The sequence below is a fragment of the Nocardia sp. CC227C genome, assembly GCF_030767025.1.
GTDB lineage: Bacteria > Actinomycetota > Actinomycetes > Mycobacteriales > Mycobacteriaceae > Nocardia.
In genome coordinates, this window is sequence record NZ_JASITE010000019.1 from 1 (window position 1) to 20681 (window position 20681).

Genomic DNA, 20681 nt, shown 5'->3' on the forward strand with positions numbered 1-20681 from the left:
GGTCGCCTAGGCGCGGTGCACAAGGTGGTTTGATGTTCCGCATGATCGACTGGTCCAGCCTGCACCACGCCTACGGCCCTGCCGACGACATCCCAGGCATGCTCGCGCGCTACACCACCGGCGACGGTAAGGCGGTGACCGGGCGCCTGCAGTCCCGGATCTACCACCAGGGATCCGTGTATTCCGCCAGCTTCGCCGCCCTGGAGCCGATGGCGGAGATCGCTGCCGGGCTGCCGCCCGGCGATCCGGGCCGGATCGATCTGCTGGTGCTGAGTGGAAACATCGTCGCCGCGGCGGAACCACACGGCATCGACGTCATGGCCGCGCACGCCGCCGAGGTCGCCGCGCTGGCCCGGCTGACCTCGGAAACCCTGCGTGCCGGGCTCAACCGGTACGACTTCGCCTACGTCCTGCAAGCGGTGGCGGCCTTCGAGGGCGCCTCCGACTGGCACGTGGTGCTGGACTTCCTGCACCTGGACGAACTCGTGCTGGAGGAGTTCAATTTCAGCCTCCCGGTGTGCACGCACTGCGAGATCAAGGCACCCAACGGGCAGTGGCGCGAGTGGTCCTTCGACTGGGGCCAAAGCTATTGGCAGACCGACGATCTCCCCGACGACGACCCCGCCCTCGTGCCGAACGATCCCGCGCTGACCCCGATCGACCCCGCCGCGTTCGACCCGGTGCTCACCCACCTGTACCAGAGCGCCCTGGACGCCGGACACCGCTCCATCGCCACCAAACTCACCTACCTGTTCGGCAGTTTCGACTGTCCCGACTGCGGCCGCCCGCTGTCCATCGCGGAACTGCTGGTCCGCTGATAGCGGCACTGCGGTCTTCGATGCTCTCGGCTCGGGTGAAGGCGGTGCCGGTGCTGACAGCGGTGAGGTGTTGCTAACCCGGTGGTTACGCGAGTCGCAGAGTTGCTAACCAGGCGGTAACTCGGCGTGACGATCAGGAAACCGCCGGTCCATAGCGTATACAGGCGTGTCGACGCCAACGGGTACACGTCCCAACCTCGTAACCGCGCCCTTACGGGACAGGGTGTACGCCACCCTGCGGGACGAATTGATGAACGGGCGGGTCAAATTCGGTCAACGGCTCACCGAGCCGAAACTCTCCGCGCGCTTCGGGATTTCGCGGACCCCGGCGCGCGAGGCGCTGGCCATGCTGTGCGCCGACGGGCTGCTGCAGCGCGAGGATGTCGGATACAGTCCGGTCCGGCCGAGCATCCCGAAGGTCCGCGACCTCTACGAGCTGCGAATCATGCTGGAGCTGGCGGGGATTCAACGCGCCATCGCCAATCCGGGCATTGTGCACGATCACGAACTGCTGCGGCTGGAACGCGAACGCTGGTTGGCGCTGCGCGACGATCCGCCCGCGCAGGAACCCGGGTTCGTGGTGGTGGACGAGGAATTCCATGTCGCTCTGCTCGCAGCCGCCGGCAACGCCGAGTTGGTACGCGAGCTGGTGGCGGTCAATGCCCGCATCCGGCACGTCCGGATGTACGACTTCATGGTCAACAATCGTATCGAGGTGACCATCGCCGAACACCTCGCGATTTTGGATGCCGTTCTGGCAGAGGATCTTTCGCTCGCCCACGAACTGCTGCGCGTGCACATCGGCGAATCTCTGGACGTCGTACTCGAGCGCGTGACGCGCGCCGTCGTCGCCATGTCCATGGCCGCCGAACAGGAGTAGCTGGTGAGCTTGAACTTCGACACCGTGCTGATAGCCAATCGCGGTGAGATCGCCTGTCGCATCATCCGCAGCGCTCGCGCGCTCGGTCTGAAGTCCGTCGCGGTGTACTCCGACGCGGATCTCGGTGCGGCACATGTCCGGATGGCCGACGCCGCGGTGCGGTTGGGTCCGGGGCCGGCCGCGCAGTCGTATCTGCGCGCTGACCGCGTGATCGAGGCGGCATTGGCCTCCGGTGCAGGCGCAGTGCATCCCGGGTACGGATTCCTGTCCGAGAACGCCGATTTCGCTACCTCGGTGGCAGCGTCCGGGCTGGCGTTCGTCGGTCCGGCCCCGGAGCAACTGCGTATCTTCGGCGACAAGCACACCGCCCGTGCGGCCGCTCGCGCGGTGGGGGTACCACTGGTGCCCGGCAGCGGGATTCTGGAATCGGTCGAGCACGCGGTCGCCGAGGCGGAGCGCGTCGGCTACCCCGTCATGGTGAAAGCCGTTGGCGGCGGCGGGGGAATCGGCATGCAGGCGTGCTTCGACGCCGACGAGCTGCGGGCCGCCTACGACCGGGTGCGGCGACTGGCTGTCGCCAACTTCTCGTCCGCCGGGGTCTTCCTGGAACGGTTCGTGGCGCGGGCCCGCCACATCGAGGTGCAGATCTTCGGCGACGGTCTCGGCCGCGTGGTCAGTCTCGGCACCCGTGATTGTTCGCTGCAGCGGCGCAATCAGAAGGTCATCGAAGAGGCCCCCGCGCCCGGACTTTCCGAGCAGGTCACCGAGCAGCTGCTCTCCACCTCGCGCGCGCTGGCGCGGTCCGTCGGGTACCGCTCGGCCGGGACCGTCGAGTTCGTCTACGACACCGATCGTGAGCAGGCGTCGTTCCTGGAGATGAATACCCGTCTCCAGGTGGAACATCCGGTGACCGAGGCCGTGACAGGTGTGGACCTGGTCGAGTGGATGCTGCGGCTGGCGGGCGGGGACACCACCGTGCTCGACTCCGTCCCCGACGGTGGACCGGTACGCGACGGATGCGCTGTCGAGGCACGCGTCTACGCCGAGGATCCCGGCCACGATCATCGGCCCAGCGCGGGCATGGTCACCGCCGCGGCGTTCCCCGCCGAGAACGCCCGCGTCGATACCTGGATCTCGACCGGCACCGAGGTCAGCGCGTTCTACGATCCGCTGCTGGCCAAGGTCATCACCCACGGCGCGACCCGCGACGAAGCATTCGACCGGTTGACCGAGGCCCTGGGCGAGACCCGGATATACGGCGTGCAGACCAACCTCCCGCAGCTGCGCGCCGCCGCCACCGCACCGGTGGTACGCACCGCGTCGCACATCACCGGCAGCCTCGCCGACCTGGCTTGGTCCAGCCGCCGCGTGGACGTCCTGCGGGCGGGGACCATGACCACCGTGCAGGACCATCCCGGCCGAATCGGCCTGTGGGAAGTGGGAATCCCGCCCTCGGGGCCGATGGACGACCTGTCGTTCACCCTGGCGAACACCGCCGTGGGCAATCCGGCCGGTGCACCCGCGCTGGAGTGCACGCTGCAGGGGCCGCGTATCCGCTTCTCGGGGCCGGCGGTCGTCTGCGTCACCGGCGCACCGACGCTGATCACCGTCGACGGTGAGCCGGTGCCGATGTGGGAGCCCGTCACCCTCGGCGCGGGGTCGGTACTCGATATCGGCACGCCGTCGGATGCCGGACTGCGCACCTACCTGGCCATCCGAGGCGGCATCGACGCGCCGCTCTACCACGGCAGCGCCTCGACCTTCACCCTCGGTGGTTTCGGTGGCGTCACCGGCAAAGCCGTGGCCGATGGCGATGTGCTCGGATTCGTTGCTGCGCAGGAGCATACGCTGAGCGATCCAGCCGTAGTGCCGGTCGCGCTACGACCGCTGTTCACCCACGACTGGGAGCTGGCCGTGGGCGAGGGTCCGCAGACCGCGCCCGTGTACTTCACCGACGCGGATATGACGCAGTTCTACCGGCATTCGTGGCGGGTGGGCAGTCACGCCAACCGCACCGGCATCCGACTGGAGGGTCCCAAGCCCGAGTGGTCGCGCACCGACGGCGGCGACGCGGGACTGCATCCTTCGAATCTCCATGACAATCCGTACAGCGTGGGGGCGCTGAATGTTTCGGGAGATACGCCCATCCTGCTCGGTCCGGACGGCCCCAGCCTGGGTGGTTTCGCCTGCCCGCTGACCGTGATGTCGGCGCACCGCTGGAAGCTGGGTCAGCTCCGGCCCGGGGATACGGTCCGCTTCGCGCCCATCGGCGACGCGACCGCCACCGCACTGCGCGGCTCGGTCGCCACCCGCGCCACCGGCGTGATCGCGGACGAGCAGGCGGCACTTCGTGATCGCGGAATCCTCGGCACCGTGGCGGCCGGAGCGGATCGGCCACGGGTGACCTATCTGCGCGGCGGCGACGACAATATTCTCGTCGAATACGGCGAGCAGATGCTCGATCTCGGCCTGCGGATGCGGGTGCACGCGCTCGGTCGGGCGCTGGCGGCCGTGGCCGTCCCCGGCATCATCGATGTGACACCGGGCGTGCGTTCGCTGCACATCCACGTCGATCCCGATGTGCTGCCGCAGTACCGGCTGCTGGGATTGCTCGCGGAGCTGGAGGAGCAGTTGCCCGCCACCGGTGATCTGGTGGTGCCCAGCCGCACCATCCGGCTGCCGCTGTCCTTCGACGATCCGTCCATTACGGCGGCGATCGACCGCTACCGCAACGGGATTCGCGATACCGCGCCGTGGCTGCCGTCCAATGTCGAATTCATCCGGCGCATCAACGGACTCGACGGTGTCGAGGACGTGCGTCGCACGGTATTCGACGCCGAGTATCTGGTGCTCGGACTCGGCGATGTGTACCTCGGCGCGCCCCTGGCCGTACCGCTCGATCCCCGGCATCGGCTCGTCACCACCAAGTACAACCCGGCCCGCACCTGGACGCCCTCGGACGCGGTGGGCATCGGCGGCAAGTACCTGTGCGTGTACGGCATGGAGTCGCCCGGCGGATACCAGCTCATCGGGCGCACCGTGCCGATCTGGTCCAGCTACCGGCAGCATCCGCCGTTCGAATCCGGGACACCCTGGCTGTTCCGGTTCTTCGACCGCATCGTCTGGGAGCCGGTGACCGCCGAACAGCTGCTCGAGTACCGTGCGGCCGCGCAGGCGGGACGTTTCGACGCCGAAGTCGGCGAGGGCACCTTCGCCCTGGCCGACCACCAGCGCATGCTGCGCGACAACGCGGATGCCATCGCCGCTTTCGAATCCCGCCAGAGCGCCGCATTCGAGAAGGAGAAGGCCGCGTGGCGCGCGGCCGGTGAATTCGACCGGACCGTCACCGCGCCACCGGTCGTCGACCGGCGTGCCGCCCTGCTCGCGGATCTGCCGCCCGATGCCACCGTGGTGACCGCGCCCATGGTCGGCAATGTGTGGCGGGTCGATATCACGCCCGGAACCAAGCTGAACGCCGGTGACCCGGTCGCCGTGCTCGAAGCCATGAAACTGGAACTGCCCGTGCCCAGTCCGGCCACCGGCACCGTGCTGAAGGTGCTCGCCGCACCCGGTGCGGCCGTGGAACCCGGAACCCCTCTCGCCGTGATCGGAGTCGACTGAATGACCAGCCCCCAGCCTGAAGCCCGGGCGCGGCTCTCCCCCTCCGCCCGCGTCGCCGCCGCCTTCGCACGGATCGCCGAAGTCGATCGACCCGAGGTGTGGATCACGCTTCGGGACGAAGCGGCGGTGCGCGCCGAGGCCGCCGAGGTCGAGGAGCGCCTCGCCACGGGTGCCGTGCTGCCGCTGGCCGGTCTGCTCGTCGCGGTGAAGGACAATGTCGACGTGGCCGGTCTCGCCACCACGGCCGCATGCCCCGAATTCGCCTACACGCCGACCGAATCGGCCTCCGCCGTACAGCGTTTGGCGGAGGCCGGCGCGATCGTGCTCGGCAAGACGAACATGGACCAGTTCGCCACCGGGCTCGTCGGCACCCGCAGCCCCTACGGCGCGGTCCGCAACGCCCACGATCCGGAGCGGATCGCGGGCGGCTCCAGCTCCGGATCCGCCGTCGCCGTCGCGCTGGGTATTGCCGACATCGGAATCGGCACCGACACAGCGGGTTCCGGCCGGGTGCCGGCAGCATTCAACGGTCTCGTCGGCATCAAGGCCACCCTCGGCGTCATCCCCGCGCACGGAGTGGTCCCGGCCTGCGCCGATTTCGACGCGGTGACCGTCTTCGCCGCGACCCTGGACCTCGCCGTCCGCGCCGCCTCGGTCATGGCCGGGCCGGACGCCCGGGATCCACGCAGCCGGACCTGGCCCGCCGACGTGCGATTCGCGACCGCACACGTCCCCCGGCTCGCGGTACCCGACCCCGCGAACCTGGCAGCTCTCGACCCCGCCTACCGGGACGCGTTCGACCGGACCGTCCACGCGGCGTCGGCGGCCGGATGCAAGATCGACGCCGTCGATATCGCACCGCTGCTCGACGCGGCCCTGCTGCTCTACGACGGCGCGATCGTCGCCGAAAGGCACGCGGCGGTAGGCGATTTCCTCGAAGCCCGGCCCGCCGGAGCCGACCCCACGGTGGCGGCGATCATCTCGGCGGCCGCCAATACGACCGGCCCCGCCTTCGCCGCGGACCTGGATACGCTCGCCCGGGCCCGCTCGGTGGCCGCGACCTTGCTCGCGCCCTTCGACGGCCTGCTCCTTCCCACCACGACCGAGCATCCCACGCTGGCCGCTGTGGAAGCCGACCCGTTCACCATCAATCGCAGGCTCGGTACCTATACGAACTTCTGCAATCTGCTCGATCTGGCGGCGGTGGCGATCCCGGGCGCGGCCACGACGGACGGCGATCCGTTCGGTGTGATGGTCGTCGTACCCGCCTTCGCGGACCAGGTGGCCGTGGATATCGCCGCACGGCTCCAGAACACCTCTCCCGCACCGCTTCTCCTCGACGCCGGGGTGGAACTGGCGGTCTTCGGAGCCCATCTGCGCGACCAGCCACTGCACTGGCAACTCGAGGAACTGGGCGCTCGTTTCAGCGGCACCGTTCGCACCACGGACGCCTACCGCCTGACCGCCCTCGACACCACGCCTCTCAAACCGGGACTGGTGCGCACCGGCCCCGGACTCGGGGCCCCCATCCTCGGCGAACTGTTCCGGCTGTCCGAAGGCGCACTCGGCCGCTTCCTGGCTGGCCTGCCCGCACCGATGGCGCTGACCGCGATCGAACTCGAGGACGGCCGCACCGTGGTCGGATTCACCGCCACCCACGACGCCACCGCCACGGCCACCGACATCACCGAGTTCGGCGGCTGGAAGGCGTATCTCGGCGCGTCGTGAGAGGGTCCGGCGGATGCGGTCGTTGTCATCACGAGGGAGACGGTATGAGCGGGCCTGTCGGTATCCGCATCGGTCGAATGACCGGTCGGCGCGGTGCGTCGGCGTCCCGCGAACGCCTGCCGTCCGGTGGTGACGGTCGGTAGGCGACCGCTAGAGCCGTTCGTAGACGGTGGCGTTGGCCAAACCTCCGGCCTCGCACATGGTTTGCAGTCCCCAGCGGGCGCCGCGGTCGTGCATGGCGTGCACCAGGGTGGTGGCGAGGCGGCCGCCGGAGGCGCCGAGGGGGTGGCCGATGGCTATCGCGCCGCCGTTCACGTTGACCTTGGCGAGGTCGGCTCCGGTGTCATGGGCCCAGGCCAGGACCACCGAGGAGAACGCCTCATTGACCTCGAAGAGGTCGATGTCGGAGAGCTGGAGTCCGGCTCGCCGCAGGACTTTTCGGGTGGCGGGGATGACCGCGGTCAGCATGAGCAGTGGGTCGTCGCCCGCAACGGCGAAGCTGTGCACGCGGGCGAGGGGGCGCAGGCCGAGTTGGGCGGCTCGTTCGCTGGTCATGATGAGGAGGGCGGAGCTGCCGTCGTTGATCTGGCTGGCGTTGGCGGCGGTGATGTTCCAGGTGATCTCGGGGAAGCGGGCCGCCATGGCGTCGCTGTGGTAGGCGGGGCGCAGGGCGGCGAGGGTGTCGAGGGTGCTGCCCACCCGGATGCCCTCGTCGGCGCTCAGTCCGGCCAGTGGGGCCAGCTGGGCTTCGAAGGATCCGTCTTTGGTTGCGCGGGCGGCTTTTTCGTGGCTGGACAGGGCGAACTCGTCGAGCCGGGTGCGGCCGAGGTTCCAGCGGGCGGCGATGAGTTCGGCGCTGATGCCCTGGGGGACCAAGCCCTCGGGGTAGCGTTCGGCGAAGCCCACGCCGGTGATGTCCTCCGCGCCGATCAGGTTGGCGCCCATGGGGACCCGGCTCATCGACTCCACTCCCGCGGCCACCACGATGTCGTAGGCACCCGCGATGACGCCCTGGGCGGCGAAGTGAATGGCCTGCTGGCTGCTGCCGCACTGGCGGTCGACCGTGGTGGCGGGCACCGATTCGGGATATCCGGCGGCGAGGGCGGCGCGGCGGGTGAGGTTGGAACCCTGTTCGCCCACGGCGGTGACCACGCCGCCGATCACGTCGTCGATGAGTTCGGGGTCGATACCGCTGCGCGCCACCACTTCTCGCAGGCTGTGTGCGAGCAGGTCGACCGGATGCACGCCGTGCAGGGCTCCGGTGGGCTTGCCCTTGCCGACGGGGGTGCGGACGGCTTCGACGATCACTGCGTCTCTCATGGCGATTCCTTCCGAGGGCCGCTGCGTCGCGGCCTGCCTTCGGCGGCTGGCTCAACCGCTCTAAAGTCAGATTAGGAGCTGGCAATAGTTGAGGCAAGTCAGCGGGAGTATGATGAGCGTCATGTCGTTCGTCTTGGAAGGACCGCTCAGGGACCTGAGCGCATGGAAACCCGAGGGCTGCTCGATCGCCAAGGCCCTCGATATCGTCGGCACCCGCTCGGCGATCCTGATCCTGCGCGAGGCGTACTACGGCACCCGCCGCTTCGACGGATTCGCCGCGCGCGTGGGCATCACCGATGCCGCGGCCGCCAACGCGCTACGCAAGCTCACCGCCGCGGGGCTGCTGGAGAAACGCCCCTATCAGGAGGAGGGCAAACGCACCCGGCACGAGTACGTCCCCACCCCGATGGGCTGGGACCTCCTCCCGGCGGTGGTCGCCCTCTGGCAGTGGGGCGACACGTACCTCCAGGACGGCACCCCGCCGCTGGAGCGTCTGGAGGACGCGACGGGCGAGCCGGTCCGAGTCGAGCTGGTCAGCGCCTCCGGCAACGAGGTCGCCCCGGAGCACCTGCGCGTGCGCGTCAACAAGGACTGGCTGCGCCGCCACGGACGGCTCCCACCCGCCTCCTGATCGATGGTGCGGGCGGCCGACGGTCACCCGTCCTGCCGCGACGATGCGCCGTGTGCGAGCGTGCCGCCCCCTCCGCCGAAACTCGGTCGATGCCGCGCGATATCGGGGCGGTGGCCGACACGGGCGACCCGCCCGCCCGTGTATCCGCGGACGGGCGGATCGGTGCTCAGCCCAGTCGTCGCCCGTCTTCGGGCGCGAAGAAGTAGGTGTGCTCGGGGTCGGCCTGGAGCACCAGCCGGGTGCCCTTGGCGGGCGGGTTGCGCCAATCCGCCCGCGCCACGATGGTCTCATTGCCGCTCTTGTCCAGGGCGCGGCCGTAGACGTAGGCGTCGGAGCCGAGCTCCTCGACCACATCCACCTCCATGGTGATCCCGTGCGCCTCCTTGCTCAGCCCGTTCGAGGAACCGGCGATCTCGAAGTGCTCGGGCCGAATGCCCACCACGACGCTGCCGTTGCCGGCATCGGCGACCGTACGGGGCAGCGGCAGCCGGTGCCCGCCCAGATTCACCGCGCCGCCCTCGACGGCCAGCGTGAACAGGTTCATGGCGGGGGAGCCCATGAATCCGGCGACGAACAGATTGGCCGGGTCGCGGTACAGATCGCGCGGCGAGGCGCACTGCTGGAGCAGCCCGTCCGCGAGCACCGCCACCCGGTCGCCCATGGTCATGGCCTCGACCTGGTCGTGCGTGACGTAGACGGTGGTGGTGCCGAGGCGGCGCTGCAACTGGGCGATCTGGGTGCGGGTCTGCACCCGCAGCTTGGCGTCGAGATTGGACAGCGGTTCGTCCATCAGGAACACCTGCGGCTGCCGCACGATGGCGCGCCCCATGGCGACGCGCTGGCGCTGCCCGCCGGAGAGCGCCTTCGGCTTGCGGTTCAGGTACGGCTCGAGGTCGAGCAGCTTGGCCGCCTCCAGCACCCGCTGCGCGCGCTCCTCCTTGGACACCTTCGCCATCTTGAGCGCGAAGCCCATGTTCTCCGCCACGCTCATATGCGGGTAGAGGGCGTAGTTCTGGAACACCATGGCGATATCGCGTTCCTTGGGCTCGGCGTGCGTGACATCCTTCGCGCCGATGAGAATCCGCCCCGTGCTCACCTCTTCCAGCCCGGCGAGCATGCGCAGCGAGGTGGATTTCCCGCAGCCGGAGGGGCCGACCAGAACCAGGAACTCGCCGTCGGCGATCTCCAGGTCCAGGGCGTCGACAGCGGGTTTGACCGCACCGGGGTACACCCGGGAGGCGCGATCGAAGGTGACCGTAGCCATATGGAATTACATCCCTTCACCGGCAGGAACGTGCCGGACGATCCGAAGTAGAGGGTCCGCGACATCCTAGGCGTCCGGATCGCGCCGGGCAGGCACGGGCGGGAGTTCTCCTGTGAGTGAACGTCACCGCGTTCAAACGGCGGACCTACCTCCGCATCGGTAGCCTCGATCAGCGAAACGGATAGTCCATGCCGCGACTAGGGAGTGCCACGTGAGCCGACCGGTTCGTATCGGAGTCCAACTGCAACCACAGCACGCGCCCGATTACGGGCTGATCCGCGACGCGGTCCGACGCGCCGAGGATCTGGGCGTGGACGTGGTCTTCAACTGGGATCACTTCTATCCCCTCTACGGCGATCCGGAGGGCGCGCACTTCGAGTGCTGGACCATGCTCGGCGCGATCGCCGAACAGACCGAGCGGGTGGAGCTCGGTGCGCTGGTCACCGGCGGTGGCTACCGCAATCCCGATCTGCTCGCCGATATGGCCCGCACCGTGGACCACATCAGCGGCGGCCGCCTCATCCTCGGCATCGGCGCGGGCTGGTTCGAGAAGGACTACGAGCAGTACGGGTACGAATTCGGCACGGCCGGAAGCCGTCTGGCGCTGCTCAAGGAGTCGATGGCCCGCATCGCCGACCGGCTCGCCAAGCTGAATCCGCAGCCGGTGCGCGATATCCCCATCCTCATCGGCGGCGGCGGTGAGAAGAAGACGCTGCGCCTGGTCGCCGAGTACGCCGATATCTGGCACAGCTTCGCCGACCTCGAGGCGCTGAAGCGCAAGACCGGCATTCTGGCCGACCACTGCGCCGAGGTCGGCACCGACGCGGGCAAGGTCGAGAAGTCGGTGGAGTGGCCGGGTGTGGAGGCCGCGCCCGCCTTCGCCGCGGCGGGCGCGACCCTGTTCACCGTGGGCACCGGCGGCCCCGGCTACGACCTGAGCACCGTCGAGCAGGCCATCCGCTGGCGCGATCAGTTCAACCCGGAGTCGGTGGCGGGTATCGCCTGACACCGTTGGGCGCGGGCTGACCGCAACTCAGGTGTGGCGAATCGTCCCGACTAGGGTGTTTCGTCATGGTTTGCTTGCGCACGGTCAGGTCCCGGCCCACAGGTCGGCGACCTCGCATGACGGCGGTCGCAGGAGTGTTGCTGGTCACACTCGCCGGAATGCTGGCGCTGGGCACCGGGCCCAGCGCCGCCGCACCCGGGAACGACCTGTGTTCGCCCCCGGGGCCCGCCGCCGCCACCGCGCTGCCACCCAAGCTGTCGACGGCTCAGCAGGGCGCGTCCTCGGACCGGTACACCACGCCGAACGTGCAACCGCTCGACAGCATCGACCTCGGGCGGCTGGGGCTCATCACCCCGGGCAAGCTGAGCGTCGGCACCCTGTCGGACGCGCCGCCGAGCATCTGCGTCAACTCCCAGGGCGCGTTCACCGGCTTCGACAACGAGCTGCTGCGGGCCGTCGCCGCCAAGCTGGGCCTGCAGATCGAGTTCACCGGAACCGAATTCGCGGGTCTGCTGGCGCAGGTGGCCAATGGCCGCTTCGATGTCGGCTCCTCGAATATCACCACCACCGACGCGCGCCGTCAGCTGGTGGGCTTCACCAACGGCTACGACTTCGGCTACTTCTCGCTGGTGGTGCCGAGCAACAGTGCCATCGGCTCGTTCACCGACCTGAACAGCGGCACCCGCGTCGGCGTGGTGCAGGGCACCGTGCAGGACGAGTACGTCGTCAACGAGCTGCACCTGGATCCGGTGAAGTTCCCGGACTACAACACCGCGTACGCGAATCTGAAGGCCGGTCAGATCGACGCCTGGGTGGCCCCCTCCGCGCAGGCGGTGGGCGCGATCAAGCCGGACGACGCCACGACCATCGCGCAGAACACCTTCAGTCTCAACAACTTCGCGGCGTGGGCGGTGCGCAAGGACAACCAGCCGCTGATCGACGCCCTCAATGCCGGGCTGGACGCGGTGATCGCGGACGGCACCTACGCGCGGCTCTACGAGGACTGGGTGCCGCGCGAACTGCCGCCGGGCTGGAAGCCGGGCTCCAAGGCCGCGCCGCTGCCGGAGCTGCCCGACTTCGCCGCCATCGCCGCGCAGAACGCGGACAACCAGGCCGATAGCGGTGCGGTGCAGCAGAAGTCGACGCTGCGACAGCTGAAGGACACCTTCTTCGACTGGGAGCTGTACAAGCAGGCGTTCCCCGACCTGATCAAGACGGGTCTGCCGAACACCCTGATCCTGGCGGTGGTGGCGGGCGTGCTCGGCACCGTCATCGGCATGCTGCTCGCGGTGGCGGGCATCTCGCGCACCCGCTGGCTGCGCTGGCCCGCCCGCGTCTACACCGACATCTTCCGCGGTCTGCCCGCGGTGGTGATCATCCTGCTCATCGGTCTCGGGGTGGGGCCGGTGGTCAAGGAGATCACCGGCAACAACCCGTACTGGCTGGGCGCGGTCGCGCTGGCGCTGCTGTCGTCGGCGTACATCGGCGAGATCTTCCGCTCCGGCATCCAGTCGGTGGAGCCGGGGCAGTTGGAGGCGGCCCGCGCCATCGGCTTCGGCTATCGACAGGCCATGACCCTGGTGGTGATTCCGCAGGGCGTGCGGCGGGTGCTGCCCGCGCTCATGAACCAGTTCATCGCGCTCATCAAGGACTCCTCGCTGATCTACTTCCTGGGTCTGCTGGCCTCGCAGCGGGAACTGTTCGCGGTGGGCCGTGATCTCAACGCGCAGACCGGAAATCTGTCGCCACTGGTGGCCGCGGGCCTGGTCTACCTGCTGCTGACGGTGCCGCTCACGCACCTGGTGAACTACATCGACAGCCGGTTGCGCACCGGCCGCAAGGAAGAGCCGATCGACCCGGTCGAACAGGCCGTGATCACGGAAGGGCGCGGAGCATGAGCGGTCAGGCGCGGAGGCGGCAGCGGAGCGTAACCACGGAGCGCCCCGCTCATGCTCGAAAGGGACACAGCAGCATGAGCGGTCAGGCGCGGAGGCGGCAGCGGAGCGTAACCACGGAGCGCCCCGCTCATGCTCGAAAGGACACGGTGGCATGAGTGCCTCTTTGACGGGTAGTGGGTTGCATCTGACGTTGGGGCGCACGCATATTCTGCGCGGGGTGGACATCCACGTGGACGCGGGTAAGGCCACCACGGTGATCGGTCCCTCGGGTTCGGGTAAGTCCACGCTGCTGCGGGTGCTCAACCGGCTGCACGAGCCGGACGCGGGCGACATTCTGCTGGACTGCAAGTCGGTGCTCACCGAGAATCCGGACAAGCTGCGTCAGCAGATCGGCATGGTGTTCCAGCACTTCAATCTGTTCCCGCACAAGACGGTCGCGGAGAATATCGAGCTGGGTCCGCGCAAGCTGCACGGGCTGTCCAAGGAGCAGGCGCGCACGCTGGCGCTGGAGCAGCTGGAGAAGGTCGGCCTGTCCGGCAAAGCCGATGTGCGCCCGGCCAATCTGTCCGGCGGGCAGCAGCAGCGGGTGGCCATCGCCCGTGCGCTGGCCATGAAGCCGCAGCTCATGTTCTTCGACGAGGCCACCTCGGCGTTGGATCCGGAGCTGGTGAAGGGTGTGCTCGCCCTGATGGCCGATCTGGCGCGGGACGGCATGTCCATGGTGGTGGTCACGCACGAAATGGGTTTCGCTCGTTCGGTTTCCGATCGCGTGGTCTTCATGGACCATGGGCAGGTGGTGGAAACCGGCACGCCGGACCAGCTTTTCGACAGCGCGGAGACGCCGCGGCTGCGTCAGTTCCTCTCCCAGGTGCTCTAGCGATCCGGGAGGATGCGCCGCATCCTTCCGGCAAACTTAGGGCTACCTAATTGGTCGGCTGTTCATCTGCTCGTCTCCTCCGACTCTTCTCGTCTGGTTACGGTGCGCCCGACAAGTCGATCCCGGGAGCATGCAGTGTTGAAACCCCTCGCCCTCTTCGTGAAGCATGATGGCGCATCGTCGCGCGCCGCCGTCACCTGCCGCTACAAGTGCGGCAATGCCTGCGCCCACGAGGTTCCCAACTCCTCGGCCGGAGAGTACTTCGGCGACATCGTGGCCGCCATGTCGCGCCGCCGCATGCTCCAGGGCAGTGCGGCCGTGGTGCTGGCGACCGGCACGGCCGGTTTGCTGGCAGCCTGCGGTGACGGCGACGACGTGCAGAATGCCGCCGAGACCAACCCCGGCACCGGGAACGGCACCGGCTTCACCCCGGTCGCGCCCAACAGGGCCGACGCGGTGACCGTGCCCGAGGGCTACGAGCAGGGCGTGGTGATCCGCTGGGGCGATCCGGTGCTGCCCGACGCACCCCAGTTCGATTTCGCCAACCAGACCGCCGCGGCCCAGGCCAAGCAGTTCGGTTACAACAACGACTTCTCGGCGCTGCTGCCCATCGAAGGCCAGGAGAACAGCTACCTGCTGGTGGCCAGCCACGAGTACACCACCGGCCCGTTCATGTTCGCGGGCTACGACAACAAGAACGCGACCCGCGAGCAGGTCGAGATCGAATGGGCCGCACACGGTCTCACCGTGATCGAAGTCGAGGGCGAGTCCGGTTCCGGCAAGCTCACCCCCGTGATGGGCAAGTACAACCGCCGCATCACGGCCACCTCCGAATTCCAGCTCACCGGCCCGGCCGCGGGCAGCGATCTGGTGAAGACCTCCGCCGACGCCTTCGGGTTGAAGGTCGCGGGGACCCTCAACAACTGTGCCGGCGGCGTGACCCCGTGGGGCACCATCCTTTCCGGCGAGGAGAACTTCAACCAGTACTTCGCCGGCGAGTTCGCCGACCCGATCGCCGCGGAGCGCGGCAAGCGCTACGGCATCGGCGGCGACGACGACAAGTCGCGCGGCTGGGAGCGCTACGACAAGCGCTTCGACCTGGCCGCGGAACCCAACGAGCCCAACCGTTTCGGCTGGGTGGTCGAGGTCGACCCGTGGGACCCCGCCTCCACCCCGGTCAAGCACACCGCCATGGGCCGGTTCAAGCACGAGGCCGCGACCGTCTACGTCACGCCGGACGGCACCGTCGTCTCGTACTCGGGTGACGACGAGCGCTTCGACTACATGTACAAGTTCGTCTCCGCCAAGAAGATTCAGCAGGGCAACACCGCGGCGGCGCGCAAGCACAATATGACCATTCTGGACGAGGGCACGCTGTACGTCGCGAAACTGACCGGCGACCACCCGGATCAGATCGACGGCAGCGGAAAGGTGCCCTCGGACAACGGCTTCACCGGTTCCGGCCAGTGGATTGCGCTGCTGGAGACCGGCGCGGACGGCAAGGGCAGGTCGCTGGTCGAGGGTATGAGCGCCGAGGAGGTCGCGGTCTTCACCCGGCTCGCCGGTGACAAGGTCGGCGCCACCAAGATGGACCGCCCCGAGGACTTCGAGCCGAACCCCGCGACCGGCAAGGTGTACGTGGCGCTGACCAACAACAGCAAGCGCGGCACCGACGGCAAGCCCGGAGCCGACGAGGCCAACCCGCGCAATCAGAACAAGAACGGGCAGGTCCTCGAAATCGTCGACGACCACACCGGCACCGCGTTCACCTGGTCGCTGCTGCTGGTCTGCGGTGATCCCGAGGCCGCCGACACCTATTTCGCGGGCTTCGACAAGTCCAAGGTCAGCCCCATCTCCTGCCCGGACAATCTGGCCTTCGACCCGCACGGCAACCTGTGGATCTCCACCGACGGCAATGCCCTGAAGTCCAATGACGGACTCTTCGCCGTCACCCTCGAGGGGGAGCGCCGCGGCGAGACCAAGCAGTTCCTCACCGTGCCGGTGGGCGCGGAGACCTGCGGTCCGATCGTGACCGACCAGCGCGTGCTGGTCAGCGTCCAGCATCCGGGCGAGGTCGACGACGCCTCCGTCGAGAACCCCGCCTCGCACTGGCCCGACGGCGGCACCGCCCAGCCCCGGCCCGCCGTCGTGGCGGTGTGGAAGCAGGGCGGCGGCAATATCGGCGTCTGAAACTACAGCGGCGGCGCGGGCTCGCTATCCGCCCGCGCTGCCGCTGCCCGGCATCCGCGCGAAAGCACCGAGATCGCCTTGGGCTCCGCTGTACACATTGATATCGGTGGGGCCCGGAATGCCCGAGATACTGCCCGAATCGGTGTACTGCCAGAAGGTCCAGGTGGGCCAGCCGCCGGGCACCTCGGGCGCGGCATTGCCGCGGTAGTCCGCGATCCACAGCGGATAGCGGGTGAACTCGGTGGTATTCGCCATGGCCGTCTTCCAGAAGTGCACGCCCGTATAGATGATCGGCGGCCGACCGGTCAGCGCCTCGACGGTGTTCAGGTAGCGACGGGTCCAGTCGATCAGCGCGGCGGGCGGCAATCCGCCGGAGTCCTCCAGGTCCAGCACCGCGGGCAGATCCAGCGGGCCGTTCTGCCCCAGCACAACCGTCGAGTAGAAGACGGCCTGCGGTTCGGGCGGCAGCGCGGGGCGCGCGAAATGGTATGTGCCCCGGGCTACTCCGGCCGCCCGCATGATGAGACTGTCCGGCACGAAGTACGGGTTCACATAGCTCAGCCCCTCGGTGGCCTTCACCATGGCGAAAGGGTGTCCGGCGGCCCGGACCGCGAACCAGTTGATTCCGCTGCCGCCCGGATGCTGCCAGGAGGAGACGTCGGGGCCGTGCGGCGCGGCGGCCGCCGCGCCGCCCAGCGGTAGCAGGGCGGCCAGCGCGAGGGCGGCGGCGAGCTGGGTACGGGCCACGAGCGGGTGGTTCCGGTCCATGCCGCTCGACAGTAGAGCGCCTGTGACGCGTCTCGTGCGAATCACCGCCGTGGTGTTCGCTACGAATTCGCTACAAAGCGCCGCCCTCAGCCGAGCCAGTCCAGCACCGAGGCCGCCGTCCAGGACTGCTGCATACTGCCCAGCGCCTCGCCCGTGAACGGTTCGTAGTACTCGGAGAAGGTGCCGTCACCGGCCTGGCGCAGCCCCTCCGCGCGCAGCATGAAGGACCGCTCGGCCCAGCCGCGGCGCGCGAACACCCAGGAGAACAGCCAGCTCATCACCGGCCACACCGGGCCGCGCCAGTACTCGCGCGGCCGGAAGTCCTTGGACACCGGTGAGGTGGAGGGCGGCAGCGCGTAGCGCAGATCGGGGTGGCCGCAGTAGCGCGGACCCTCGAACAGCCGCAGCAGCCGCCGCTCGGCGTCGCGCGAGAGGCCGCCGCACAACAGCGGCGCGAAGACGGCCAGGGTCTCGGTCTCGATCCACCGGCCGGCCCGCAGATCGAAATCCCTGGCCACCCCGCTGCGCGCGTCCGTGGTGGCGATGACGCCCGCGCGGAAGTAGTCGGCCCATTCGTAGAGCTCCCGCACGTCGGCGTTGGGCAGCCGGTAGTCGTCGCCGATGGTGGCCAGCACCTCGCAGGCCAGCGAGAAGACGGCGGTGACGAACACGTCCTCCACCGCGAAGCTCATGGTGGAGGCCAGCTGGTAGTCGTCGTAGCCCGCCCGGCGCATCTGCTCGACCAGCCACATGTAGCGGTCGTATTCGCGGTCGGAGGGCCGCTGCGTCGGATCGTCCACCACGTGCAGGTCCTCGCGCTGGTAGGGCGGCAGATCGCCCGGCACCACATTCGCGTAGGCGCGGTCCCAGCGGGGCGAGTTGTCCATCCCGGATTCCCAGCCGTGGTAGATGGTGATGCGGCCGTGCTGCTTGGGGTCGCGCGCGTAGGCCAGCCAGCGGTGCCAGCGCATGAGGTCGGGCCAGCGCCGGTGCAGGAAGTCCTCGGCGACCGCGCGGGTGCTGCGGCCGTGGCGGCGCGAGTGGTCGAGAATCCGCTGCACCGCGATGGCGTGCACGGGCGGCTGGGTGATGCCCGAGGTGTCCGGCCCGTCGGGGGCGTCGGCGGCCAGCCGTCGGCACTCCCAGCGGGCAGGCCCGGGGAAGTACCCGTCCACGCCGTTGGCGAACACGATGTGCGGGATCATCCCGTTGCGCCATTGCGCCGACAGCAGCGTGTCGAGCTCGACCACGGCCCGCTCCACGCTGAGCGGGGCCAGGCCGACCGCCACGAAGGCGGCGTCCCAGCTCCACATGTGCGGATACAGCTTCGGCGCGGCGGTGGTCATGGTGCCCAGATCGTTGCCGCGCAGCAGATAGGCGGCGCGGGCCGCGAGCTGGGTGGGCGTGAACCCGGGATGTGTCATCGCCCTATTCTGCGACGGCACCGGCAGGTATGCGCGGTGGACGCGGTGTTCGGGGGTGTGATCCGGGGATGGTTCGGGTTCGGCAGCGTTCACCCTTGTCGGCCTTCGTCTGGAGCGAATGGACATGCACACGCGGCGGAGCTCGTTGTTCACGGCGGTCGCCGCGGCCCCCGCGTTCATCCGCCGCGGGCCGTCGGTGCCGTCGACCGGGATCATCGCCCGCTGTCCATCCCCGTTACGGTGGTCGCATGGCCACCTCCGACGCGAGCAGCAGCGACAACCGTCCGACGGCGCTCATCACGGGTGCGAGCCGGGGACTCGGGGCAGCCGTCGCGCGCGAACTCGCGCCCACGCATCGGTTGCTGCTGGGTGCGCGCACCGAGCGGTCGCTCGCCCCCATCCTGAGCGAATTGCCCGGCGCTACCGGGTTTCCCGTGGAACTCACCGACTACGAGGCTGTTGCCCGTGCGGCGGAACCGATCGAGCGGCTGGCGGTGTTGGTCCACAATGCCGGGATCGCCGACCTCGGCACCTTAGCCGATTCCTCGGTGGCGCAGTGGCGGAATACGTTGGAGGCCAACCTGATCGCGGTCGCCGAGTTGACCAGGGTGTTGCTGCCCGCCCTGCGCGCCGCCAACGGGCATGTGGTGCTGATCAATTCGGGGGCCGGGCTGCGCGCCAACGCCGGGTGGGGCGTGTACGCGGCCAGCAAGTTCGGGCTGCGCGCCTTCGCCGACGCACTGCGGCTGGAGGAGACCGCACTGCGCGTCACCTCCGTGCACCCCGGCCGCATCGACACCGATATGCAGCGCGAGATCGTGGCGGGGGAGGGCCGCGACTACCAGCCGCGCGAATTCCTGGAACCGTCGACCGTGGCGCGCGCGGTGCGCAACGCCATCGAAACCCCGCGCGACGCCCACCCCACCGAAATCGTGCTGCGCCCGATCCCGCGCTGAGGCATCCTGCGGCCGTCGCACGCCAGCCCCGCCGTGCCCGAGCGGGCCTCGGATCGAATCGTGCACCGGCATCTGACCGCTTCCGGACTAGGTTATGCGTAGAGGGGGTTATGCGTCGAGGGCTGACCCCGTGCCGGTGCGCCTTGCTGCCTGCGTCGTGTGCGGGCGCGACTGCGCGTCGAGCCTTGCCGGGCGTCGGATCGAGTTGTGCGCTGGCGTCCGACCGGCGCCGGGCTCAGGTGTGCGTGGAGGGTTGACGCGTGCCGGGCCCGCGCCGTGCCCCGGCTGTCGTGCGCGGGCTCGGCTGTGCGCCGGGGCCTGATCGCTGGCCCGTTCGCCGCGGTGGGTGCCGCGCGGGTCGCGCGACCGGCGCGGCTTGCCGACCGTGCCGCGCGTTACTCGCGGTCGGGTGCCGTTCAGAGCTATAACTGTGGGATTGCTGGGGCTGGCTCGATACTTCGGAGTGATCACGCGTATGGACCGACGTAACCTGCTCGGACTGCTCGCCGCGGGGACCGCATACGCCCTGGCCGGCTGCACGCGGGCGCACAGCGGCACGCCGGAGCTCGGGGTCGGCGACATCCCGGCGGCAGCCGCGCCGCCCCCGGCCGCCCCGCGTACGCTGCCACCGCCGCCGCCCGGACCCAAGACCCCGATCCCGGCGGGCGTCATCACCGCCCTGCCCGGCCCTGGCAGCAGTATGGCGCTCACCGTCGACGACGGCGCGAGCCCCGAGGTGGTCGGTGCGTACATCAAGTTCGCACAGGACACCGGAGCACGTTTCACCTTCTTCGTGACCGCGTACTACGACTCCTGGATGCAACACCGCAACACCCTGCGCCCCCTGGTCGAATCCGGCCAGATTCAGCTCGGCAACCACACCTGGGACCACGCCGACCTCACCGCCGTCTCCGCCTCGGCGGCCGTCACCCAGCTCCAGCGCGCGAAAACCTTCCTCCGCGACAATTTCGGCGTCGACGGCACCCCGTACTACCGTCCGCCCTTCGGCCGCCACAATGCCGCCGTCGACCGCATCGCCGCCGACCTCGGCTACACCGTCCCCGTCATGTGGTACGGCTCCCTCTCCGACTCCGGCCTGATCACCGAGCAATACCTGATCGAATGCGCCCACAAGTACTTCCAACCGCAGTCGATAGTCATCGGCCACGCCAACTTCCCCCCGGTCACCCGCTGCTACGGCCAGCTCACCGACATCATCCGCGAACGCAACCTGTCCATGGTCACCCTGAACGACGTACTGCTGCCTCCCTCCTGATCGCGGTGTCGGGTTCGGGTGCGA

The 20681-nt window shown here is 69.0% G+C and carries 15 protein-coding genes; 11 read left to right on the forward strand and 4 right to left on the reverse strand.

What is annotated here, in order from left to right; all coding sequences use genetic code 11:
• The first annotated feature begins 32 nt into the window (after nucleotides 1–32).
• The 4 genes from QMO76_RS29775 (at nucleotide 33) to atzF (ending at nucleotide 7047) form a co-directional block, all read left to right on the forward strand.
• Entirely contained in the window at nucleotides 33–818 is a 786-nt protein-coding gene (locus tag QMO76_RS29775; RefSeq protein ID WP_306364675.1) for a hypothetical protein, read from the forward strand.
• Nucleotides 819–1041: 223 nt separating this feature from the next.
• Nucleotides 1042–1698 carry a GntR family transcriptional regulator gene (locus QMO76_RS29780; protein WP_306364762.1) on the forward strand — a complete coding sequence of 219 codons (657 nt, stop codon included), beginning with the start codon at nucleotides 1042–1044 and terminating at the stop codon, nucleotides 1696–1698.
• 3 nt (nucleotides 1699–1701) lie between these two features.
• Entirely contained in the window at nucleotides 1702–5319 is a 3618-nt protein-coding gene (gene uca / locus QMO76_RS29785; protein ID WP_306364676.1) for an urea carboxylase, read from the forward strand.
• Nucleotides 5320–7047: an allophanate hydrolase gene (gene atzF / locus QMO76_RS29790; protein WP_306364677.1), complete on the forward strand. Its 1728-nt coding sequence runs from the start codon at nucleotides 5320–5322 to the stop codon at nucleotides 7045–7047.
• Nucleotides 7048–7197: 150 nt separating this feature from the next.
• Here atzF and QMO76_RS29795 read toward each other — a convergent pair whose 3' ends face one another.
• Complete coding sequence (locus QMO76_RS29795) at nucleotides 7198–8367, reverse strand: thiolase family protein (RefSeq protein WP_306364678.1); 1170 nt, start codon at nucleotides 8365–8367, stop codon at nucleotides 7198–7200.
• 109 nt (nucleotides 8368–8476) lie between these two features.
• On the opposite strand from QMO76_RS29795, the gene QMO76_RS29800 reads away from it, so the two are divergent.
• Nucleotides 8477–8998: a helix-turn-helix domain-containing protein gene (locus tag QMO76_RS29800; protein ID WP_306364763.1), complete on the forward strand. Its 522-nt coding sequence runs from the start codon at nucleotides 8477–8479 to the stop codon at nucleotides 8996–8998.
• Between the two features lie 166 nt (nucleotides 8999–9164).
• Here the strand turns inward: QMO76_RS29800 and QMO76_RS29805 are convergent, their stop codons facing one another.
• Nucleotides 9165–10262, reverse strand: a complete 1098-nt coding sequence (locus QMO76_RS29805) for an ABC transporter ATP-binding protein (protein WP_306364679.1) — start codon at nucleotides 10260–10262, stop codon at nucleotides 9165–9167.
• Nucleotides 10263–10473: 211 nt separating this feature from the next.
• On the opposite strand from QMO76_RS29805, the gene QMO76_RS29810 reads away from it, so the two are divergent.
• The 4 genes from QMO76_RS29810 (at nucleotide 10474) to QMO76_RS29825 (ending at nucleotide 16233) form a co-directional block, all read left to right on the forward strand.
• Entirely contained in the window at nucleotides 10474–11268 is a 795-nt protein-coding gene (locus tag QMO76_RS29810; protein ID WP_306364680.1) for an LLM class F420-dependent oxidoreductase, read from the forward strand.
• A 116-nt stretch (nucleotides 11269–11384) separates the two neighbouring features.
• Entirely contained in the window at nucleotides 11385–13166 is a 1782-nt protein-coding gene (locus QMO76_RS29815; RefSeq protein ID WP_372342117.1) for an ABC transporter substrate-binding protein/permease, read from the forward strand.
• 151 nt (nucleotides 13167–13317) lie between these two features.
• Nucleotides 13318–14043 (forward strand): amino acid ABC transporter ATP-binding protein, encoded by a 726-nt coding sequence (locus tag QMO76_RS29820; protein ID WP_306364681.1) that lies wholly within the window; start codon nucleotides 13318–13320, stop codon nucleotides 14041–14043.
• Between the two features lie 138 nt (nucleotides 14044–14181).
• Nucleotides 14182–16233, forward strand: a complete 2052-nt coding sequence (locus QMO76_RS29825; protein ID WP_306364765.1) for a PhoX family phosphatase — start codon at nucleotides 14182–14184, stop codon at nucleotides 16231–16233.
• Between the two features lie 24 nt (nucleotides 16234–16257).
• Here QMO76_RS29825 and QMO76_RS29830 read toward each other — a convergent pair whose 3' ends face one another.
• Both QMO76_RS29830 and QMO76_RS29835 read right to left on the reverse strand, forming a co-directional pair.
• Nucleotides 16258–17001 (reverse strand): glycoside hydrolase family 25 protein, encoded by a 744-nt coding sequence (locus QMO76_RS29830; protein WP_306364682.1) that lies wholly within the window; start codon nucleotides 16999–17001, stop codon nucleotides 16258–16260.
• An 86-nt stretch (nucleotides 17002–17087) separates the two neighbouring features.
• Entirely contained in the window at nucleotides 17088–18425 is a 1338-nt protein-coding gene (locus tag QMO76_RS29835) for a glycogen debranching protein (RefSeq protein WP_306364683.1), read from the reverse strand.
• A gap of 248 nt (nucleotides 18426–18673) precedes the next feature.
• On the opposite strand from QMO76_RS29835, the gene QMO76_RS29840 reads away from it, so the two are divergent.
• Together QMO76_RS29840 and QMO76_RS29845 are read left to right on the forward strand one after the other, a co-directional pair.
• Entirely contained in the window at nucleotides 18674–19381 is a 708-nt protein-coding gene (locus QMO76_RS29840; RefSeq protein ID WP_306364684.1) for an SDR family oxidoreductase, read from the forward strand.
• A 475-nt stretch (nucleotides 19382–19856) separates the two neighbouring features.
• Nucleotides 19857–20657 carry a polysaccharide deacetylase family protein gene (locus tag QMO76_RS29845; RefSeq protein ID WP_306364685.1) on the forward strand — a complete coding sequence of 267 codons (801 nt, stop codon included), beginning with the start codon at nucleotides 19857–19859 and terminating at the stop codon, nucleotides 20655–20657.
• Nucleotides 20658–20681 lie beyond the last annotated feature (24 nt).

Excerpts from the sequence above, each read along its gene's own strand:
- QMO76_RS29775 (WP_306364675.1), top strand. The coding sequence starts at position 33 with ATGTTCCGCATGATCGACTGGTCCAGCCTGCACCACGCCTACGGCCCT.
- atzF (WP_306364677.1), top strand. The coding sequence starts at position 5,320 with ATGACCAGCCCCCAGCCTGAAGCCCGGGCGCGGCTCTCCCCCTCCGCC.
- QMO76_RS29795 (WP_306364678.1), bottom strand. The coding sequence starts at position 8,367 with ATGAGAGACGCAGTGATCGTCGAAGCCGTCCGCACCCCCGTCGGCAAG.
- QMO76_RS29800 (WP_306364763.1), top strand. The coding sequence starts at position 8,477 with ATGATGAGCGTCATGTCGTTCGTCTTGGAAGGACCGCTCAGGGACCTG.
- QMO76_RS29805 (WP_306364679.1), bottom strand. The coding sequence starts at position 10,262 with ATGGCTACGGTCACCTTCGATCGCGCCTCCCGGGTGTACCCCGGTGCG.
- QMO76_RS29815 (WP_372342117.1), top strand. The coding sequence starts at position 11,385 with ATGACGGCGGTCGCAGGAGTGTTGCTGGTCACACTCGCCGGAATGCTG.
- QMO76_RS29820 (WP_306364681.1), top strand. The coding sequence starts at position 13,318 with ATGAGTGCCTCTTTGACGGGTAGTGGGTTGCATCTGACGTTGGGGCGC.
- QMO76_RS29830 (WP_306364682.1), bottom strand. The coding sequence starts at position 17,001 with ATGGACCGGAACCACCCGCTCGTGGCCCGTACCCAGCTCGCCGCCGCC.
- QMO76_RS29835 (WP_306364683.1), bottom strand. The coding sequence starts at position 18,425 with ATGACACATCCCGGGTTCACGCCCACCCAGCTCGCGGCCCGCGCCGCC.
- QMO76_RS29840 (WP_306364684.1), top strand. The coding sequence starts at position 18,674 with ATGGCCACCTCCGACGCGAGCAGCAGCGACAACCGTCCGACGGCGCTC.
- QMO76_RS29845 (WP_306364685.1), top strand. The coding sequence starts at position 19,857 with ATGGACCGACGTAACCTGCTCGGACTGCTCGCCGCGGGGACCGCATAC.